Annotated in this window: 14 protein-coding genes; 11 read left to right on the forward strand and 3 right to left on the reverse strand. The window is 53.8% G+C overall.

Features of this window, described 5'->3' with window-relative positions:
• The first annotated feature begins 205 nt into the window (after positions 1-205).
• The 4 genes from R2I50_RS07845 to R2I50_RS07860 all read left to right on the forward strand — a co-directional run bounded on the left by R2I50_RS07845 (position 206) and on the right by R2I50_RS07860 (position 4,853).
• On the forward strand, positions 206-1,537 hold the full coding sequence (locus R2I50_RS07845; RefSeq protein WP_316608595.1) for an ABC transporter substrate-binding protein: 1,332 nt from the start codon (positions 206-208) through the stop codon (positions 1,535-1,537).
• 145 nt (positions 1,538-1,682) lie between these two features.
• Positions 1,683-2,588, forward strand: coding sequence for a sugar ABC transporter permease (locus R2I50_RS07850; RefSeq protein ID WP_316608596.1), 906 nt, complete (start codon positions 1,683-1,685; stop codon positions 2,586-2,588).
• A complete protein-coding gene (locus tag R2I50_RS07855; protein ID WP_316608597.1) occupies positions 2,588-3,448 on the forward strand; it encodes a carbohydrate ABC transporter permease in 861 nt (286 codons plus the stop codon). Before R2I50_RS07850 ends, R2I50_RS07855 begins: the two co-directional genes overlap by 1 nt.
• Before the next feature lie 115 nt (positions 3,449-3,563).
• On the forward strand, positions 3,564-4,853 hold the full coding sequence (locus tag R2I50_RS07860) for an ABC transporter substrate-binding protein (protein ID WP_316608598.1): 1,290 nt from the start codon (positions 3,564-3,566) through the stop codon (positions 4,851-4,853).
• Positions 4,854-5,054: 201 nt separating this feature from the next.
• On the opposite strand, the gene R2I50_RS07865 is transcribed toward R2I50_RS07860, so the two are convergent.
• Genes R2I50_RS07865 through R2I50_RS07875 form a run of 3 tightly spaced genes read right to left on the reverse strand, consistent with a single transcriptional unit; the run spans position 5,055 to position 7,672 of the window.
• Positions 5,055-6,557, reverse strand: a complete 1,503-nt coding sequence (locus R2I50_RS07865; RefSeq protein ID WP_316608599.1) for an alpha/beta hydrolase-fold protein — start codon at positions 6,555-6,557, stop codon at positions 5,055-5,057.
• A gap of 49 nt (positions 6,558-6,606) precedes the next feature.
• Positions 6,607-7,101: a hypothetical protein gene (locus R2I50_RS07870; protein WP_316608600.1), complete on the reverse strand. Its 495-nt coding sequence runs from the start codon at positions 7,099-7,101 to the stop codon at positions 6,607-6,609.
• Positions 7,091-7,672, reverse strand: coding sequence for a DUF5662 family protein (locus R2I50_RS07875; RefSeq protein ID WP_316608601.1), 582 nt, complete (start codon positions 7,670-7,672; stop codon positions 7,091-7,093). Before R2I50_RS07875 ends, R2I50_RS07870 begins: the two co-directional genes overlap by 11 nt.
• Before the next feature lie 146 nt (positions 7,673-7,818).
• On the opposite strand from R2I50_RS07875, the gene R2I50_RS07880 reads away from it, so the two are divergent.
• From R2I50_RS07880 to R2I50_RS07910, 7 genes are all read left to right on the forward strand, one after another.
• Positions 7,819-8,259, forward strand: a complete 441-nt coding sequence (locus R2I50_RS07880; RefSeq protein WP_316608602.1) for a MarR family transcriptional regulator — start codon at positions 7,819-7,821, stop codon at positions 8,257-8,259.
• Entirely contained in the window at positions 8,259-9,365 is a 1,107-nt protein-coding gene (locus R2I50_RS07885) for a cation diffusion facilitator family transporter (RefSeq protein ID WP_316608603.1), read from the forward strand. Before R2I50_RS07880 ends, R2I50_RS07885 begins: the two co-directional genes overlap by 1 nt.
• A 96-nt stretch (positions 9,366-9,461) precedes the next feature.
• Positions 9,462-10,007: a glutathione peroxidase gene (locus R2I50_RS07890; protein ID WP_316608604.1), complete on the forward strand. Its 546-nt coding sequence runs from the start codon at positions 9,462-9,464 to the stop codon at positions 10,005-10,007.
• A gap of 71 nt (positions 10,008-10,078) precedes the next feature.
• Complete coding sequence (locus tag R2I50_RS07895) at positions 10,079-11,338, forward strand: S8 family serine peptidase (protein ID WP_316608605.1); 1,260 nt, start codon at positions 10,079-10,081, stop codon at positions 11,336-11,338.
• 122 nt (positions 11,339-11,460) lie between these two features.
• Positions 11,461-12,987, forward strand: a complete 1,527-nt coding sequence (locus tag R2I50_RS07900; protein ID WP_316608606.1) for an SPOCS domain-containing protein — start codon at positions 11,461-11,463, stop codon at positions 12,985-12,987.
• Between the two features lie 36 nt (positions 12,988-13,023).
• Positions 13,024-14,502: a stage IV sporulation protein A gene (gene spoIVA, locus R2I50_RS07905; RefSeq protein WP_316608607.1), complete on the forward strand. Its 1,479-nt coding sequence runs from the start codon at positions 13,024-13,026 to the stop codon at positions 14,500-14,502.
• A gap of 289 nt (positions 14,503-14,791) precedes the next feature.
• Entirely contained in the window at positions 14,792-17,620 is a 2,829-nt protein-coding gene (locus R2I50_RS07910; RefSeq protein ID WP_316608608.1) for a dockerin type I domain-containing protein, read from the forward strand.
• Positions 17,621-17,803: the final 183 nt, after the last annotated feature.

A 17,803-nucleotide genomic window follows, 5' to 3' on the forward strand; every position in this document is an offset into this window, starting at 1 on the left:
ATTTTCGAAAAAATGCAGCATATTTTTTATAGCGCGATTGACGTTTCCTGCAAAAATTACTGTAAAAAATCCGTGAAATCTGTTGACATCGTCAAGTCTATCCACTATAATATTAGATAGAAAACGAGGCAGCTTTCGCCTCCGCTTTTTCGGCTTTCACGCTATGAAAATAGTGATGAAATAAATAAACAAAGGAGATATTAACATGAAAGCAAAGAGGATTTTAGCAATCGTCTTAGCCGTCCTGATGGTAGCTGCACTCGCAGCCTGCGGCGCTAAGACCAACGACAGTAACTCCGGCACAGCATCCGCTGACAGCGGCAAGAAGGCTGACGCGACCGGCGGCTCCGTTTACTGGCTGAACTTCAAGCCCGAGATCGACGAGACACTCCAGAGCCTCGCCGCGAAATACAAAGAGGCAAAGGGCGTCGACGTCAAGGTCGTCACTGCTGCTTCCGGTACCTACAGCCAGACCCTCACCTCCGAGATGGATAAGTCCAACCCGCCCACACTGTTTGTCATCGGCAACCAGCAGGGCGTCAAGGATTGGAAAGACTATGCCATCGACCTCAAGGACACCGCGATCGCGAAAGAGCTGAATACCGACGCTTACAACCTCTATGACGAGGATGGCAAGCTGGTCTCCATCGGCTACTGCTACGAGTGCTACGGCATCATCGTGAACCCCGACCTGATCGAGAAGGCCGGTCACACCATGGACGAGATCAAGAACTTTGACGGTCTGAAGGCTGTCGCCGAGGATATCCACGCTCGCGCTGCAGAGCTGGGCTTCGACGCGTTCTCCTCCTCCGACATGGACGACTCCTCCTCCTGGAGATTCACCGGTCATATGGCGAACCTCGAGTACTTCTACGAGGAGAAGGAAGCAGGCGGCTGGACTGAGTGCCCCGCTTCCCTGACCGGTAAGTACATGGACAACTTCAAGAACCTGTATGATCTGTGCATCAACAACTCCCTCACCGCTCCCGCCGATCTCGCTACCGGCGGTCATGACGCTGAGAACGAGTTCAAGACCGGCAAGGCTGCGTTCTTTGTCAACGGCTCATGGGAGTACGCTGCGGTTTCCGAAGATGTTCCCAACGCTACCATGATCCCCTACTACTGCGGTGTAGAGGGTGAAGAGAAGGCCGGTCTGAACTGCGGTACTGAGAACTGCTGGGCTGTCAACAGCAAGGTTTCCGAGGCTGATCAGCAGGCTACCATCGACTTCATGGTATGGCTCGTGACCGATCCCGAGGCTTCTGCTACTATGGTAGAGCAGCTCGGTATCATGCCTTACAAGAGCGCTGCCAAGTCCTCCAACGGCTTCCTGAACGACGCCGCGAAGTACACTGCAGACGGTTGCTACGTCATGGATTGGGCGACCAACTATCAGCCTAACGTCGACGAGTATCGTGCCGCTCTGGTTGCCGCTCTGAACCAGTACAACGCTGACCAGAGTGACGACAACTGGGCTGCTGTCCGGACCGCTTTCGTAGACGGTTGGGCTCAGCAGTACGCTGCGATCAACGGCTGATCCCTCTGATCGCCGTTATCGTATCATCAGATAACTGTCTTCGGGGCGGGCATGGCGTCCGCCCCGATTTTCTTTAGGATTTGAATTCGCCGATATCCCCGTATCGGTATCACCCGCACGGCTGAGCCGTGAACTGGAGGAACATATGAAAAAAGGACTTTTCAAGAATCCTTTACGCCGCTGGGGCTGGCTGTTCTTAGGTCCCGTAGCGGCTGCCTTTGTGATCGGCTTTGTCTGGCCGTTCATCCAGGGCATCTATCTGTCCTTCTGTAAGTTCCGCACGACCTCCGACGCCAAGCTCCTTCCCACCATCGGAGAGAGCCTGTTCGGAAACTATCAGAAGGCGATCGCGGATCCGAGCTTCATCCACAGCTTCTGGTACACCGCGCTGTTCGCCCTTGTCAGCCTGATCCTGATCAACGTGCTGGCGTTCTTTGTCGCCTATCTCCTGACGCAGGGGATCAAGGGCTCCAACCTCTTCCGTACCGTCTTCTTCATGCCGAACCTGATCGGCGGCATCGTACTGGGCTATATCTGGTCGATGATCTTCGACGGTATCCTGTCCCACTTCGGTACTTCGATCCTGATGGAGTCGAAGTACGGCTTCTGGGGGCTTATCATCCTCATGTGCTGGCAGCAGATCGGCTACATGATGATCATTTACATCGCCGGCTTGCAGGCTGTCCCCGAGGACATGCTCGAGGCGGCGAAGATCGACGGCGCGACCAAGTCGCAGACCCTGTTCAGGGTCATCATCCCCAATGTGATGCCGTCCATCACCATCTGTACTTTCCTGAGCCTGACCAACGGCTTCAAGCTGTTTGACCAGAACCTCGCCCTCACCGGCGGTCAGCCCTTCATCATCCAGGAGGGCGGCTCCGTCATCAAGACCACCGAGATGCTCGCGCTGAACATCTTCAACACCTTCTATGGCTCCAACGCCGCTTCGCAGGGTACCGCTCAGGCGAAGGCTGTGATGTTCTTCATCCTTGTCGCGGGTCTCGGTCTGATCCAACTGGGCTACACCCGTAAGAGGGAGGTGCAGCAGTAATGAGGAAACAAGAGACCTTAGCCTCCGAGCGCCGTCGTAAGACGATCATGTCGGTCGTACTGAGCGTGATCTGTATCATCTATGTGCTGCCGGTGCTCTCGGTCGTTATCAACTCGTTCAAGCTGAATACCTATGTCAAGACCGACACCTTCGCCCTGCCTCTGGGCGAAATGTGGGCGGGCTTCCAGAACTTTATCAAGGGCATGACCTTCGGCAACTATCCGTTCTACAAGAGCGTGCTGTACACCGTGATCATCACGGTGCTTTCGACGGCGCTGATCCTCTTGTTCTGCTCGATGGCTGCGTGGTATATCGCCCGCGTGAACAGCCTGTTCTGCAAGATCTTCTACTACCTGTGCGTATTCTCGATGGTCGTACCCTTCCAGATGGTCATGTTCACCCTCTCCAAGACCGCGGACAAGCTCCATCTGAATACCCCGTGGACGATCCCGGTCGTGTATCTGGGCTTCGGCGCAGGCTTGGCGATCTTTATGTTCGTCGGCTTTGCCAAGTCGATCCCGATCGAGATCGAGGAGGCGGCTTCCATCGACGGCTGCGGACCGCTGCGCACCTACTTCAAGGTGGTGTTCCCGATGCTCAAGCCGACGATGATCTCCGTCGGTATCCTCGAGATTATGTGGGTCTGGAACGACTACCTCCTGCCCTCGCTGGTGCTTGACATCAACGAGTACCGCACCATCCCCATCCATATCCAGTACCTCAAGGGCAGCTACGGCACGGTCGACCTCGGCGCTACCATGGCGCTGATCCTGCTGTCGATCATCCCTGTGATTATCTTCTACCTCGTGTGTCAGAAGTACATCATCAAGGGCGTCGCCGCAGGCGCTGTCAAGGGCTGATGATACAATAGACTATGGACCGGCGCTGCTTGCGCCGGTCTGCTTTCGTATGGTTGACTTTTCAGCCTGAATTGGCTATACTTGTAAACAGAACGTTACTTTGGGAGATTCCGATATGAAGGTAAAACGTATATTGGCGGTCGTTCTGGCGGCCGCGATGCTGTTCTCGCTCGCCTCATGCAGCAACTGGGATAAGATCAACAGTAAGAAGGCATATGTCTACTGGCTGAACTTCAAGCCCGAGTTGGACGGAATACTGCAGGAGCTTGCCGCTCGTTACAGTAAGAAAAAAGGCATCAGCGTCACCGTTAAAACCCCTGAGAGCGACTATAAGTCGACCCTTGCCGAAGAGCTTAATTCAGATACGCCTCCGACGATGTTCGTACTCAGCGGACAGGACGACGTCAATCGGCTCAGCGGCCATATCGCCGAGCTCGGAAAGACGGATATCTCGAAGCTGCTGAACACCGAGGACTTCAACCTGTTTAACGAAAATAACAGTGTTGTCGCGATCCCGTACTGTCAGGAGTGTTTTGGCATAGCGGTGAATCCGGATTATTTGGAGCTTGCAGGACACAGCGTAGAGGAAATCAAGGATTTCGACAGCTTGAAAACGGTAGCGGAGGAGATTCACGGTAACGCCTCGTGGCTTGGCTTTGACGCTTTTGCGGCGGTGGATATCGGCGGCGACAGCTCGTGGAAGTACACAGCGCATTTGGCTAACGTTGATTATGCCTATGAAATGCGCCGTACATATGAGTGGGAGCGTACGCCTGCTTCGCTTACCGGTGAATACATGGATAATTACAAAAAGCTATACGACCTTATTGTCAATAACGCCACTGCAAAAGCCTCCGAACTGACCGGAGGGCATGACGGATTGCGGGAATTTAAGGACGGCAAGGCGGCGTTTTATCTTGCGGGCTCGTGGGAGTTTGCTTCGATCGCCGAGAAGATCCCTAACGCAGTGATGATCCCGTATTACTGCGGCGTGGACGGCGAGGAGAAGGCGGGATTGTGCGTCGGCACCGAGAACTACTGGGCGATCAATGAGAATATCAGCGTTGAGAGCAACAAGGCGACGGTCGATTTCATGGTGTGGCTCGTTTCCAATAAGGATGCGTCTGCCGCGCTTGTTAAGGAGCTCGGTCCGCTGCCGTACACCAAGGCGGCTAAGACATCTGAGAATACCTTCCTCAACAATGCAAAAGCCTATGAGGAAAACGGTTGCTACAGCCTGATGTGGGCGTTCCGCTTCCAGCCCGATTCCGAAAACTACCGCGCAGCGTTACGTGAAGCGCTCGCGGCGTATAACGCCGATCAGAGCGATCAAAACTGGCAGCAGGTACGCGAAGCGATGATCGACGGATGGATGAAGGGATATATTTCTGAAAACGAAAAATAAGTCGAGATAAGGGGTTGTCGCATGGATCTCAGCGACAGCCCCCTTTCTGTAATAACACATATAACGAAGGGCGACTCCGATTACGGGAGCCGCCCTTATTGCCTTGTTGAAATCATGTGCTTGATACGCTCAGCACGCAATACAGCTTTATGATTTCGAAATTTTACATCATGAAGGAAACGACGTACACACAGGCGCGCCTTATAAATCTAGGCAGTAGCTGAGCATATCGGGGAAGTACAGCGCCCAGAACGCCTCGCTGTGGGTCGCGTTCGTGTCGGTTACGGTGATCATCTTCTCGGCGGGATAGCCGTGGGTTGTCATCCAGCCTTCCATCGCAGTCGCGTTGGGATACAACGCCTGTTCAAGCGGGTCCTTCTCACTGTTGCCGCAGAAGAAGTAGATGCGCGGCACGTTGCCGGAGAAATCCTTCGCGCTCAGATAGCTGTCCCAGACCGCCCGGTCATAGAGGATGAAGGCGGGGGAGAGAGCGCCGATGTAACGGAACTTATCCATGTTCTCCATGCCGATGTAGAACGCCTCAATACCGCCCGAGGACGAGCCCGCGATTCCGCGGATAGAGTTGACGTTGTAGTTTGACTCGACGTAGGGGATGACGGTGTCGGTCACAAAGTCAGAGAACACCTTGCCGCCGCCGTTCTGATAGGAAGTATCACCACCGACTGCGGAGGAGAGCTTACCGAGGTTGGGCGTCAACTCATGGTTGCGTCGTGCGTTTGTATCGCCGCAGGCAACGCCGACGACGATCACGCCGTCGCCGCCGTTCTGCATCATGGAAAGTACGGTCTCGTCACACTCCCACTCATAGCCCGACAGTGTGGTCGCCTGACCGAAGAGATTCTGACCGTCGCACATGTAGAGTACGGAGTATTTCTTGGTTTTGTCAGCGGGATCATATCCGGCAGGAGTCCAGATGTAAACCGCTTTTTTGTATCCGTCGGGATAATCCATGTTCACGGTATTGATACTGCCTTCGGCTTCCTGACCGTAGGGATACAGCCCCGCCATCAAATGATTATTCAGAGCTTTTTGGATGAAGTAGCCGGAGCTTGCCTTGGTCAGCGGGAGATCGTGGGTCTGGGTAGAGCCGTTGTTGAAGATCACTCGGTCATACTGCGTTACGTCCGCCGTGATCGAGTAGACCTTCTCGCCGAGATCGTTCGTGACCGGGTTGGTCAGCGTCTTGCCCGGCCATTTGGTGAGATAGGCGCCTGTTTTGCTGTTGAACAAATAGGCGTTCACGGTCGTCCAGTTCTTATTGTTGGTAAAACGTGCGGTGATCGTGTTCCCAATCTTGGTCACTTCGTCCTCGGGCTCAGTCGGAGCTTCGGTAGGCGCCTCGGTAGGAGCGATCGTGGGAGCCTGTGTAGGCGCCTCGGTAGGCTTCATCGCTTCGACGGGGAAGGAGTCGATGATTCCCGCGATGTAACGCTGTATCAGCGTTGCGTCAATGATGTTGATCTCCTCGTCGCCGTCGACGTCAGCGTTGACGGTATTGATGGCGGTGGGGATGGGGATGCCCAGCTCATAGCGCTGGACGTAGGTGACGTCCATCACGTTGATATCCTCGTCATCATCAGCGTCGCCGTAGAGGATCGCCGCGCCGCTCACCGCGGAAAAGTATGCCGGTACGAAGAATACCAGCGCAGCGCACAAAAGTAATGAGATCAATCTTTTTTTCATGTTAACACCTGCTTTGATAATAGTTAATATTCTTATATAGAATTATATCTTATACATTAAACGCGCGTTTGAGGAAGAGCTTGCCGCTGTTTGTGATGAAACGCTCCTTGGCGATCCTTACGATCTCCTCCTCGGGCGTATCCTTTTCCTTAAAATCAACGATCATCATCGCCTCGGTCAGTATCTGGTGATCGAGGGTGCCGATGTGGTCGTAGTTGTACTCGTTCGCTACCATGTGGCATACGCGCATGTTGATCGCCTCGTTGATGCCGCAGGCACGGAGCATATCGCGCACCACGGGTACGCGCTCGTCCTCCTCGACGTTATGCACGACTGCCGCGAGTTCAAGGTCGAGCTGTTCTTCATCGCTGAGGTGTTCCAGCTCGCCGATCGTTTTGGCGAGGGTGTAGACGCGGACAAAGTGCTGTACCTTCACGGGGTCGCCGTGATGATAGAGCTTCATCCGCATCGCAACATGGTTCACGCTGGCGGTACGCTGTTTCTTCGCAAAGTCGTCGATGTTATCCGGTCGTTCAGCGGACATTTTTCAGCGCCTTCTTTCTTTTCTTTCTCTCCTGCCTGTCCCTTTTGATCACCCTTCTGAGGTAGGCGAAGGTCTTTTCCTCGCCGTCATTCGCGAGTCGGGTCAGGTATTCCTCGATCAGGTCGGAGGTAGCGGGGTGGATCATTCCTATACGGCGAACCTTGCCGCGTTCAAAGTAATCGAGCGGGCTGCGGTCGGTGTAGGCGTCGCCCTGATAGATCTTGCTCGCCGCCACACGGTCACAGAACATCTCGACAACATAGCGAGTCGGCATCTCGATGGGCGTGATCTTCCGGTCGGTTGCGGAGTAGTCAGTCCAGTATTCGAAGTGGTGGCGGTTGCGCCCCTTGTGATGCATCCATGATTCGCTGTAGCCCTTTACCTCGCGCTCGCGGTCGTTCGGGCTTCGCGTGCCCTGCCAGTACCGCGCTCCCTGCAAAAACTCGGTGGGGGAGTACTTCGACAGATCATGCCTCAGCCCCTGCCACGGTATCCCCGCCTTGAAGCAGTTGCGGATCACTTCATGACGATGGCGGGTGATGGTTTTGAAATGTTGCAGCGCCTTACTCATATAATCCCTCTTTTCGATTATATATTATAGTATATACATTCTGATAATGCAAGAGCTCAAAAAAGAACAGGATTTATCAAAAAGCCTCTTGACAAATTATATTTTATCAAATATAATTGAGTCAAATAAAGCAAGAGGGTAAAGCTATGAGTGAACCAAGGGTAAATGAAATCATGAAGCTCGAGAACCAGCTCTGTTTCCCGTTGTATGCGGCGGCTCGTCAGGTGACGGCGCTATATACGCCGTATCTGAAGGAGCTCGGGCTGACCTATACGCAGTATATCGTTTTCCTCGTTCTGTGGGAGAACGACGGGATTCCGGTAGGGGAGCTCGGACGTCGGCTGTATCTCGATAACGGTACGCTGACTCCGCTGCTCAAGAAGCTTGAGTCCTCGGGTTACCTGACCCGTTCGCGCGACACCGCCGACGAGCGTGTTGTCACGGTCGCGCTGACCGACGAGGGAAGGGCGTTACAGAGTAAGGCAGCCCATATCCCCGAGGCGATCGGCTCCTGCATCCATCTGAGCGAACAGGAAGCACGGGATTTATACCGTATCTTATATCAACTATTGAAAGGTGAACAGTAATGGACAGACAAAAGGTTATTGTACGCACCAGCTTTATCGGTATTCTTGCCAATCTTTTTTTGGCGGGCTTCAAGGCGGCGGTCGGACTGATCGCGAATTCTATCTCCGTCGTTCTGGACGCCGTCAATAACTTGAGCGACGCGCTCTCGTCGATCATCACCATCATCGGCGCGAAGCTGTCGACCAAACCCGCGGATAAGAAGCACCCGCTGGGCTACGGCAGGGTCGAGTTTGTCAGCGCGGTGCTGATTTCGATGCTGGTGCTCTACGCCGGTCTAACCTCGCTGATCGAGTCGGTCAAGAAGATCATCACACCCGAAGCTCCCGATTACAGCGCGATTTCGCTGATCATCATCGCGGTTGCGGTCGTCGTCAAGATCGTGCTGGGGACGTACGTGTCCCATACCGGCAAGAAGGTCAACTCCGATTCGCTGATCATGTCCGGTAAGGACGCCTTGCTGGATGCGATCATCTCCGCGTCGGTCCTGGTAGCGGCGATCATCTACCTGATCTGGGGCGTATCGCTGGAAGCGTACCTCGGCGTAGTCATCTCCGGGTTCATTATCAAGTCCGGCGTCGAAATGCTCCTCGAATCGATCTCCCGTATCCTCGGCGAACGCATCGACGAGGAGCTCAGCCGAAAGATCAAGCAGGAGCTCTGTACCTACGACGGCGTCAGCGGCGCTTATGACCTGATCCTCCACAGCTACGGTCCCGATCAGCTGATCGGTTCGGTGCATATCGAGGTTTCCGATACGATGAACGCTACGGCGCTGGATGTACTGGAGCGCCGTATGACTGCCGATATCTATCAGAAGTATAACGTTGCGCTGACGGGTATCTCGGTCTATGCCGTCAATCTCTCCGATCCCGAGACGGATAACCTGTTCCATCAGGTACACGACGAGGTCATGGCGCATGAGCATGTGCTGCAGATGCACGGCTTTACGCTCGATAAGTCTACGTCGACGGCGGTATTCGATCTCGTTATCGGCTTCGATGTCAAGGATCGCAAGGCGCTATATGACCGGATCATAAACGAGATTCACGAGAAGCACCCCGGGTATCGCTTCTACGTTACTATGGATAACGATATTTCGGATTAACGACGGCTTCCGTTCATAAAAAACGGTTGTTTCCAAGACAAATCGTATAGTTTGTCTTCGGTGATCTGACCGAATAAATATATAGGAGGTATTATTATGGCAAGTATCTATGATTTTACGCTTTACGACCGCAAGGGGAACGAGTATCCTCTCGCAAACTACAAGGGCGAGGTTATGCTGATCGTCAACACGGCGACCGGCTGCGGCTTTACCCCTCACTATGAGCCCATCGAGAAGATGTATGAGCAGTACCACGACAAGGGCTTCGAGGTCATCGACGTACCCTGCAACCAGTTCGCGGGACAGACCCCCGGAAACGATGACGAGATCCATGAGTTCTGCACCTTGAAGTACAATACGCAGTTCCCCCAGATGAAGAAGAGCGACGTCAACGGCGAGAACGCGCTCCCGCTGTTCACCTATCTCAAAAGTCAGAAGGGCTTCGAGGGCTTCGGTAAGGGCGTAGCCGCTCTTGCGATGAAGGCGATGGCGAAGAAGGCTGATAAGGATTACAAGAACAGCCCCGATATCAAGTGGAACTTCACCAAGTTTCTCGTCGACCGTGAGGGCAACGTCGTCGCGCGCTTTGAGCCGACTGCCGACATGAAGGAAGTCGAGAAGGCTGTCGCGGCGCTGATCTGAGCGGAAAATAAGGATTGAAATAGCACCTCGGATGTGATACACTGGATGTATCAACAATCCGGGGTGTTTTTATGAGGAGACTTAGCGTACTATCGGTAATATTGGCTGCGATCATGATGATGTCCGCCGTGTGTGTTCACGTCAGTGCCGCAGAGGCGGATCAGGCAGAGAGCGGCGCACTCAATAATTATCTGTTTGGCTACATGAGCTGGGGCGTTAAGCACATGGGACTTGACCTTCTGCAGAAGAAGCTCGAGAACAGCGGCAGAACCCTTCCCGAGGTTCGCGTCGCGGTGCTGGATACCGGACTCAAAAAGACCAACCGATACTTACAGGGGCGTTTTCTGGACGAAGGTTACAACTTTGTCGATAACAATACGAATTATGACGACGATCAGTATCACGGTACCGAGGTGTGCGGCGTTATCGCCGACGGTACCTCCTCGAATGTCAAGATCCTTCCGATCAAGGTCATGAACGCAAAGGGTGACGGCAATATGGCAGATACCGCCAAGGGCATTTACTATGCGCTCGATCACGGCGCCGACGTTATCAACCTGAGCTTGAGCGGCGATGACAAAAACCACACTTATCACTCGCTGGACGACGCTGTTGCGGAGGCTGTATCCCGTAATGCGGTGGTGGTCGTAGCGGCAGGTAACCAGGATTCGGACGCGTTGTTTCGCTACCCCGCAAATAAGGATAACGTTATTACCGTAACCTCCGTGAACAAGAACAATACCCTCGGTCTTTTGGCTAATTACGGCTCCGTGATTGACTTTGCTCTGCCGGGTATGAACGTGCTCGCGCCGCGCAAGTCCGCTATGTTCCTCGATTCAGGTACCTCTCTCGCGGCGCCTCATGCCGCCGCTGCCGCCGCTCTGCTCAAAACCTGGGACAAGAGCCTGAACCAGGCGGAGATCTATGAGATCTTTAAGCAGCACGCGGTCGATCTCGGCGAGAAGGGTTTTGACAATACCTACGGCTGGGGAATGATCGATCTCTCTGATTTTGATATCAACTCTGTCTACGTTCGACCTACTGAGCCGCCTGCAGAAGCTCCGACTGAGACAACGACCGAAGCGCCTACCGAAGCCTCCGAGCCCTTATACACCCTCGGCGACGCTGACGGCGACGGCGGAGTCAGCGCCCCTGACGTAACGCTGATCCAAAGACTGCTTGCTCAGATCGTGTCCGAGAACACCGTGAATGAAAAAGCCGCCGACGTCGATCTTGACGCGGAGGTCACGGTTTTCGACGTTTCGCAGATCCAGCGGTATCTGGCGGGGATCGAAATCTATGCCGAGGTCGGCAAACCGATTTTTGAATAAACCGAGCTGAGCTCCTTCGATCTTCGGAGGAGCTTTTTATTTGGATTAATCAGAACATGTATTATCATATTCCGGGTTTCCTTTTCATATACTGTAACACAATACGATAAGGAGCGAAAAAGATGGAATATCATTTGACTAAGAAGAGTCTGTCCCGCCGCAGGGATGTTCTGCACACGGCGGCGGAACAGCCGGTGGATTTTGAGCTGACTCTGCCTGACTACTGTCCCGACATCGAGCGGATCCTGTCCTGTACGCTGATTCCGAAGGTGTATCTGTCTAATGTCAGCGGCGACCGGCTTAACGTCGAGGGCGGATCGTGTGTTCGTGTGATTTATGTCGACGGCGATAAGGGTACGCCCCGCTCGTATGAATATACGCAGCCTTTTTCCGAGAGCTTCCCGCTGGGCGAGAGCGTAAGCGACTGCGCGGTGTATGTTGAGACGAAGCCCGAGTATATCAATTGTCGTGCGCTGAGTCCGCGAAAGCTCAGCCTGCATGGAGCGTTTTCCCTATGTGCGACTGTCGTTACTGCCGACAGCGTCGATTACTGTACCTGCGAGGCAGAGGAAGATTTACAGATGAAGAGCGAGGTCATGGAAGCATCGTCTCTGTGCGGCGTGTGTACCGAGAGCTTTAACGTTCAGGAGGATATCCCCGCGGGAGAAAAGGACGGTATCAGCGCTCTGCTTTCTCACAGACTGTCTGCCCGTATCACGGAGCTGAAGGCGATCCACAACAAGATCATGCTCACGGGAGAGCTGAAGCTGGACATCCTGTATCTCAGCGGCGGTGAGGATCGCGGGATACAGTGCCTTTCCTACAGCATTCCGCTGTCGAGGGTGATAGACTGTGACGGAGCGGGGGAGGACGCTGTGATCGACGGCGAGCTGTCCGTGATGAGCGAGGAGCTGCGCCTGAGCGATGACGCGCTTGACGGCTCCCGGGTGTTGGGACTGGACGCAAGGCTTTCCTTCAGCGCTTTGTGCTACCGTGCTCAGGAGCTTGAGGTTCTGAGCGACGCCTTTGCCACCGACCGTGATGTCGATGTCCGACTGATGCCGTTCTCCTGTCTCGGCGAGCTTTCGTGCCGAGCCTATACGGACGTTTGTAAGGCGGCGCTGAGCGTGGATGAGGAGATCGGTAAGGTTTATGATGTAAATTGCGAGAAGATTGTTTCTTCAGCTTCCGAGATCGACGGCGGGGTGCTCGTAAGCACCAAGCTGTGTATCGGCGTGTTGTACGAAACGCCTGCGGGTGAGCTGCGTTACGTCAGACGTGATGTCGAATTCAGCTATCGGCCCGATACCGGCGGCTGTGACACCGTCGAGAGCCTTCGCACGGCTGTCGAGAGCCTGAGCTACCGACTTACGGACGGCAGTTCGCTGGAGATCAGGGCGGAGATCAACTATCGAATGACCCTGTGCCGCAGACTGAACTGTTCCGCGGTTGACGCGGTGACGGCTGACGATGACGCGCCGGTGCGCGAGGCGGACGGCTCGCTGATCCTGTATTATGCCGACGGTTCGGACAGCGTGTGGGATATCGCGAAGCGTTTTTCGTCACGTCCCGCAGATATCCGCTCGGAAAATGCAATAGACGGCGACAAAGTCATCAAGGGCACGATGCTCCTGATCCCCTCGGCATAACAGTATAAATCACGATTTACCATTACGGAGGAACATATGGAAGAGAGAAGTATCTATAAGGATATTGAAAGTCGCACGGGCGGCGATATTTATATCGGCGTGGTCGGACCTGTGCGCACGGGAAAATCAACCTTCATCAAGCGTTTTATGGATACGCTTGTCGTTCCGAATATCACCGATGACAGTCTGCGCGAGCGGACGATCGACGAACTGCCTCAGAGCGCCGCGGGTCGTACCATCATGACTACGGAGCCTAAGTTCGTACCCGAGAACGCAGTACCCGTTGCCCTCGAGGGTAACGCCCATCTGCGCGTGAGAATGATCGACTGTGTGGGATATATCGTGGAGTCGGCGATGGGATATATTGAAGAGGACGGCGAGCGTATGGTACGAACGCCTTGGAGCGAGACGGAGATGCCCTTCCGTCAAGCGGCGGAGCTCGGCACCAAGAAGGTGATCGACGATCACAGTACGATCGGGATTCTGGTGACCACCGACGGCTCGATCGGCGATATCGACCGGGAGGATTATGTCCGGGCTGAGGAGCGCGTCGCGGCGGAGCTTACGGCGGCGGGAAAGCCCTATGTGATCCTTTTGAATACCACTGCTCCCGAGAGCGCTTCATCGGCGGCGATGGCGTCGTCTCTCTCCCGCAGGTACGGCGCTCCGGCGATCGCGGTCGACTGCGCCCTGATGGATGAAAATACAGTCAAGGGGATCCTTGCTGCGATCCTGTTCGAGTTCCCGATCCGAGAGATCCATGTGGATATCCCGGGCTGGCTGCAGGGGCTTGAAAAGGAGAATTGGCTGCGGCGCGCGGTATTCGGCTCGATCCGCGAACGTGCAAAGGATATCTCTCGTATTCGCGAGGTTCAGGACGCCGCCGCCGATCTATCCGAAAATGATTATATCGCAGAAGCAGAGCTTTGCAACATGGATCTCGGTACCGGCAGAGCTGATCTGCGCGTGCGGCTCGACGGCGATCTGTTCTACCGCGTGCTGACCGAAAAGAGCGGACTGGAGATCCATTCCGAGCGCGAGCTGATGCAGAGTATCTGTGAGCTGGCGGCAGCAAAGGACAGCGTCGACCGTATCGGAAAGGCGTATGAGGAGGTGCTCGATAAGGGCTACGGTATCGTCATGCCGACGATGGAGGAGCTAAGCCTTGAGGAACCCGAGATCGTGCGCCAGAACGGCAAGTACGGTATCCGCCTCAGGGCGAGCGCGCCGTCTATCCACATGATGCGCGTGCGAACGACCGCAGAGGTCACGCCGATCGTCGGATCGGAGCAGCAGAGCGAGGAGCTGGTGACCTATCTGCTCAAGGAGTTCGAAGAAAGTCCCGCGAAGATCTGGGACAGCAATATCTTCGGCAAGTCGGTCAGCGACCTTGTGAACGAGGGCTTGCATAATAAATTGTATCGTATGCCCGATAAAGCAAGGCTGAAGATAGGGGAGACCGTGGAGAAGATCATCAACGACGGTTGCAACGGCTTGATCTGTATTATTTTATAAGGAAACAGAGCGGATGGGGCTGTCGCAAAACAAAAATGTCATTCTGAGGCTCCTCCGAAGAATCTGAAAGTGCTCGACTTTCCGTAAGATTACACATGATAGAAGCTCAGAATGACACTCTGAGGGGCTGTTGCATTTCTTAGTGCGACGGCCCCGTTCGTTCTTTTTCTGTTTTCTCAAAGTTTTTTGAAAATATTCTTGATTTTGCTTGTGTTTTTCTAAATCATTTGATATAATCCTTCTAATTATAGCGAGGTGCTATTATAATTTTTTTAAAGGAGGACACAATATGAAGCTTAGCAAAAAGCTGATCAGCCTGCTGCTTGCAGTGCTGATGGTTTCTTCCTGCTGTGCAGCTGCCTTTTCGGCCGGCGCGGCGGAGACCGATGAAAAGCCCTTCACCGTGACCAAGATCTCCAACCCCGACCGCGGAGAACGTGAGGTTGACGGTCTGATCGAGGGAGGTGATCGTGAGAACAGCTATACGTGGCGTCTTGCGATGCGCGGCGACGAGATCTATATCGCAACCACCCGTAATATCGCCAGTGCGCTGGTAAATATGTACGGCGGTGAGTTCGCGAAGGCGGGTATCGATATCGACACCTTCTGGGCGATGATCGACGTGGTCGCTAACGGCGATATCCCGCGCAATGACGCTAACGAGGGCGCAAACATTATCAGCTATAACCGCCAGTCCGGTGAGTTCAAGGTAATCTACACTGCCGATACGGGCGATTACTTCCGTATGGCTGTCACCTTCGGCGACAATGTGTACTTTGGCTCCTACTCCGCTCTGCCTACCAACCCGCAGTATATCCTGAAGCTGGATACCGAGGGTAACTTCACCAAGGTTTTCCAGACCATGGGTTCCGTTTCTCTGCGCGCTAACTGCGAGTATGACGGACATCTGTTCTTTGCGGGCGCCGACGATCGTACGCCTGTTTATGACGGAACCACCGCTCCTGTCGCGAAGATGGCTGTTTTGCGTAAGAGCAACGAGGATGATACCGTCTGGGAGCGCGTCGCCGACTACAGAGATTTCGGCACGACCGCCTATGATCCGATCCACACCAGCTGGGCAGGCGCTCCGATCTGGGAGCTTGCGAACCACGACGGTTACATCTATGCGACTGCTCCGACTCATGCGGGCTTCGTTATTTACAAGGGGCGTCCCGCACAGGACGGCGAGCAGGCAAACGAGTACGGATGGATCTGGACGGAGGTCGCAGGTAATACCAACGGCATCAACAACCCCGGCCTGTCCGATATAGAGGGCGGCGAGCCCGGTACCATGCGTTCGCTGATCGGTTCCGTTTATGAGTACAACGGCGAGCTGTATGCCTACAACTTTGACCACAGCTTCGGCGGCGAGGCTTCTGCTTTTGCGGGTGCTCTGCAGCAGCTTGCGGGCAAGGATGTCAAGGCGTCCGAATATCTCTTCTATCTGTATGATTCTCTCCACAATCCTCAGAAGGTCTGGAAGCTCAACGATGAGACCGGTAAGTTTGAGGAGCTCGAGGAATTCACCAAGCTGATGGAGGGTACCACTAACGAATATGTCTGGAGACTCGGCGAGCACGAAGGCGATCTGTATATTGCGACCATGGACGCCGGTATCTTCTACAACTATCTGACCCAGCTGACCAACGGCAGTTTCTTCTCTATGTCTAAGGAGGAGATCGTTCAAAAGATCGGTTACATCAATAACCTGCTCTCCATAATCGCAAAGAGCAAGGGCAGCGAGGCGCTGGATAAGCTCAAAGAGAAGCTTGAGGAGCTCAAGGCGTTGCTTGAGGCAGGTAAGGATCCCGACGCTGCGTTTGACGGATCCGTGCTCGACCTGATCTCGGAGTACGGCAATACGGATGAAGCGGTCGCCCAGATCACCGATTGGATCATGCAGGTCAGACAAGAGGTAATCATGGACCTTGTCAAGAGCATTATCGGCAATATGCTGGAGAATGACAAGGATATCGCCGCTACCGGTATCGATGATATCCCGGCAGAGATCGACGACGCCGCCGGCATAGACCTGAGCTTCTTCAAAGATCTGTTGACTGAGGAACAGCTCAAGCAGCTTGAAGAAAGGATAAATGCTCCCGGCTTTAATCTTGATGTCAATACCGATGATATCAAGCAGACAATCGATACTTATGTCAATCAGTTGATCGATCAGTATAAGGATGAGATCAACCGACTCGTCGAAGCGGGCGAGATGCTTAGCGCTACCGCAGACGCATACAAGCAGATCGTTGATGTATATAAGGCTCAGCTGACAGAGGAGCTCAAGGCGATGGCTGACGAAGGCATTGAAAAGCTCAACGGCAAGTATGAGGAGCTCAAGCTGGCGTTCGCGGCTGCGATGATGAAGCTTCAGGAGCTTGAGGAACAGCTCAAGGAGATCGTTGAGAATATCGACTGGGAAGGCATTAGCATGTATTTATACATCAATAATGCCGTTGTCGAGGATGATTGGGGCTTCGATCTGTATCGTACCAATGACGGTGAGAACTTCCAGTGCATTACAAAGGACGGCTTCGGCGATAAGTATAATTATGGCTGCCCGAGCTTCCTGTCTACCGATGAGGGTCTGTACATCGGTACCTGTAATCCGTTCTACGGCGGTCAGCTCTATCTCTTGTCAAACGACAGCAAGACTGAGACCGGGGTTACCGTAAGAGGAAACGTGACGAGCTTCCTCAGCACAGATGAGGTTGTGACTGCCGAGCTGGTCTCCAAGACCGATGAAACGCTCGTCAAGTCCAGTGAGTCCGCCGACGATTATGCTTTCTACGATGTTCCCGCGGGCGAATATACGCTGAGCGTATCCAAGAAGGATCACGTTACCCGTGAGTATGACGTGACGGTTGTTGACGACGACGTCACGATGGACGTCAAGATCCATCCGGTCGGCGATATCAACGGCGACGGAAAGGTCACGACTGTCGACTTCGGCAAAGCGAACTCCATGGCGCGTACTATGAGTGAGCTGAATGATTATGAGTTCAAGTGTGCCGACGTCAACGGCGACGGCATGATCACGACGGTCGATACCGCCCGTATCAACTCTCATGTGAAGGGTAAAGCCTTTTTGTGGAGCGTAGAAGCTGTAGCGTAATCATCTGCAACAGAATCTTTACTCATATGCAGGACTGCTTTCAGAGCGGTCCTGCTTTTCTGTTCACCCGGGCGGAAAAACGGAAAATATGTTGGTTTGTCAATGATGTGTTACACAAATTCAAGAAAAGATGACCTCGCTGGTATTGAGGAAATGGTAAAGGAACTCGCGAGGGGATTTCCA

The sequence above is a fragment of the uncultured Ruminococcus sp. genome, from assembly GCA_902785355.1.
Taxonomy (GTDB): Bacteria; Bacillota; Clostridia; order Oscillospirales; family Acutalibacteraceae; genus Ruminococcoides.

Coding starts and splice junctions, on each gene's coding strand:
- R2I50_RS07895 (WP_316608605.1), top strand. CDS start 10,079: ATGAGGAGACTTAGCGTACTATCGGTAATATTGGCTGCGATCATGATG.
- R2I50_RS07875 (WP_316608601.1), bottom strand. CDS start 7,672: ATGAGTAAGGCGCTGCAACATTTCAAAACCATCACCCGCCATCGTCAT.
- R2I50_RS07880 (WP_316608602.1), top strand. CDS start 7,819: ATGAGTGAACCAAGGGTAAATGAAATCATGAAGCTCGAGAACCAGCTC.
- R2I50_RS07910 (WP_316608608.1), top strand. CDS start 14,792: ATGAAGCTTAGCAAAAAGCTGATCAGCCTGCTGCTTGCAGTGCTGATG.
- R2I50_RS07855 (WP_316608597.1), top strand. CDS start 2,588: ATGAGGAAACAAGAGACCTTAGCCTCCGAGCGCCGTCGTAAGACGATC.
- R2I50_RS07885 (WP_316608603.1), top strand. CDS start 8,259: ATGGACAGACAAAAGGTTATTGTACGCACCAGCTTTATCGGTATTCTT.
- R2I50_RS07850 (WP_316608596.1), top strand. CDS start 1,683: ATGAAAAAAGGACTTTTCAAGAATCCTTTACGCCGCTGGGGCTGGCTG.
- R2I50_RS07845 (WP_316608595.1), top strand. CDS start 206: ATGAAAGCAAAGAGGATTTTAGCAATCGTCTTAGCCGTCCTGATGGTA.
- R2I50_RS07860 (WP_316608598.1), top strand. CDS start 3,564: ATGAAGGTAAAACGTATATTGGCGGTCGTTCTGGCGGCCGCGATGCTG.
- R2I50_RS07890 (WP_316608604.1), top strand. CDS start 9,462: ATGGCAAGTATCTATGATTTTACGCTTTACGACCGCAAGGGGAACGAG.
- R2I50_RS07870 (WP_316608600.1), bottom strand. CDS start 7,101: ATGTCCGCTGAACGACCGGATAACATCGACGACTTTGCGAAGAAACAG.
- spoIVA (WP_316608607.1), top strand. CDS start 13,024: ATGGAAGAGAGAAGTATCTATAAGGATATTGAAAGTCGCACGGGCGGC.
- R2I50_RS07900 (WP_316608606.1), top strand. CDS start 11,461: ATGGAATATCATTTGACTAAGAAGAGTCTGTCCCGCCGCAGGGATGTT.
- R2I50_RS07865 (WP_316608599.1), bottom strand. CDS start 6,557: ATGAAAAAAAGATTGATCTCATTACTTTTGTGCGCTGCGCTGGTATTC.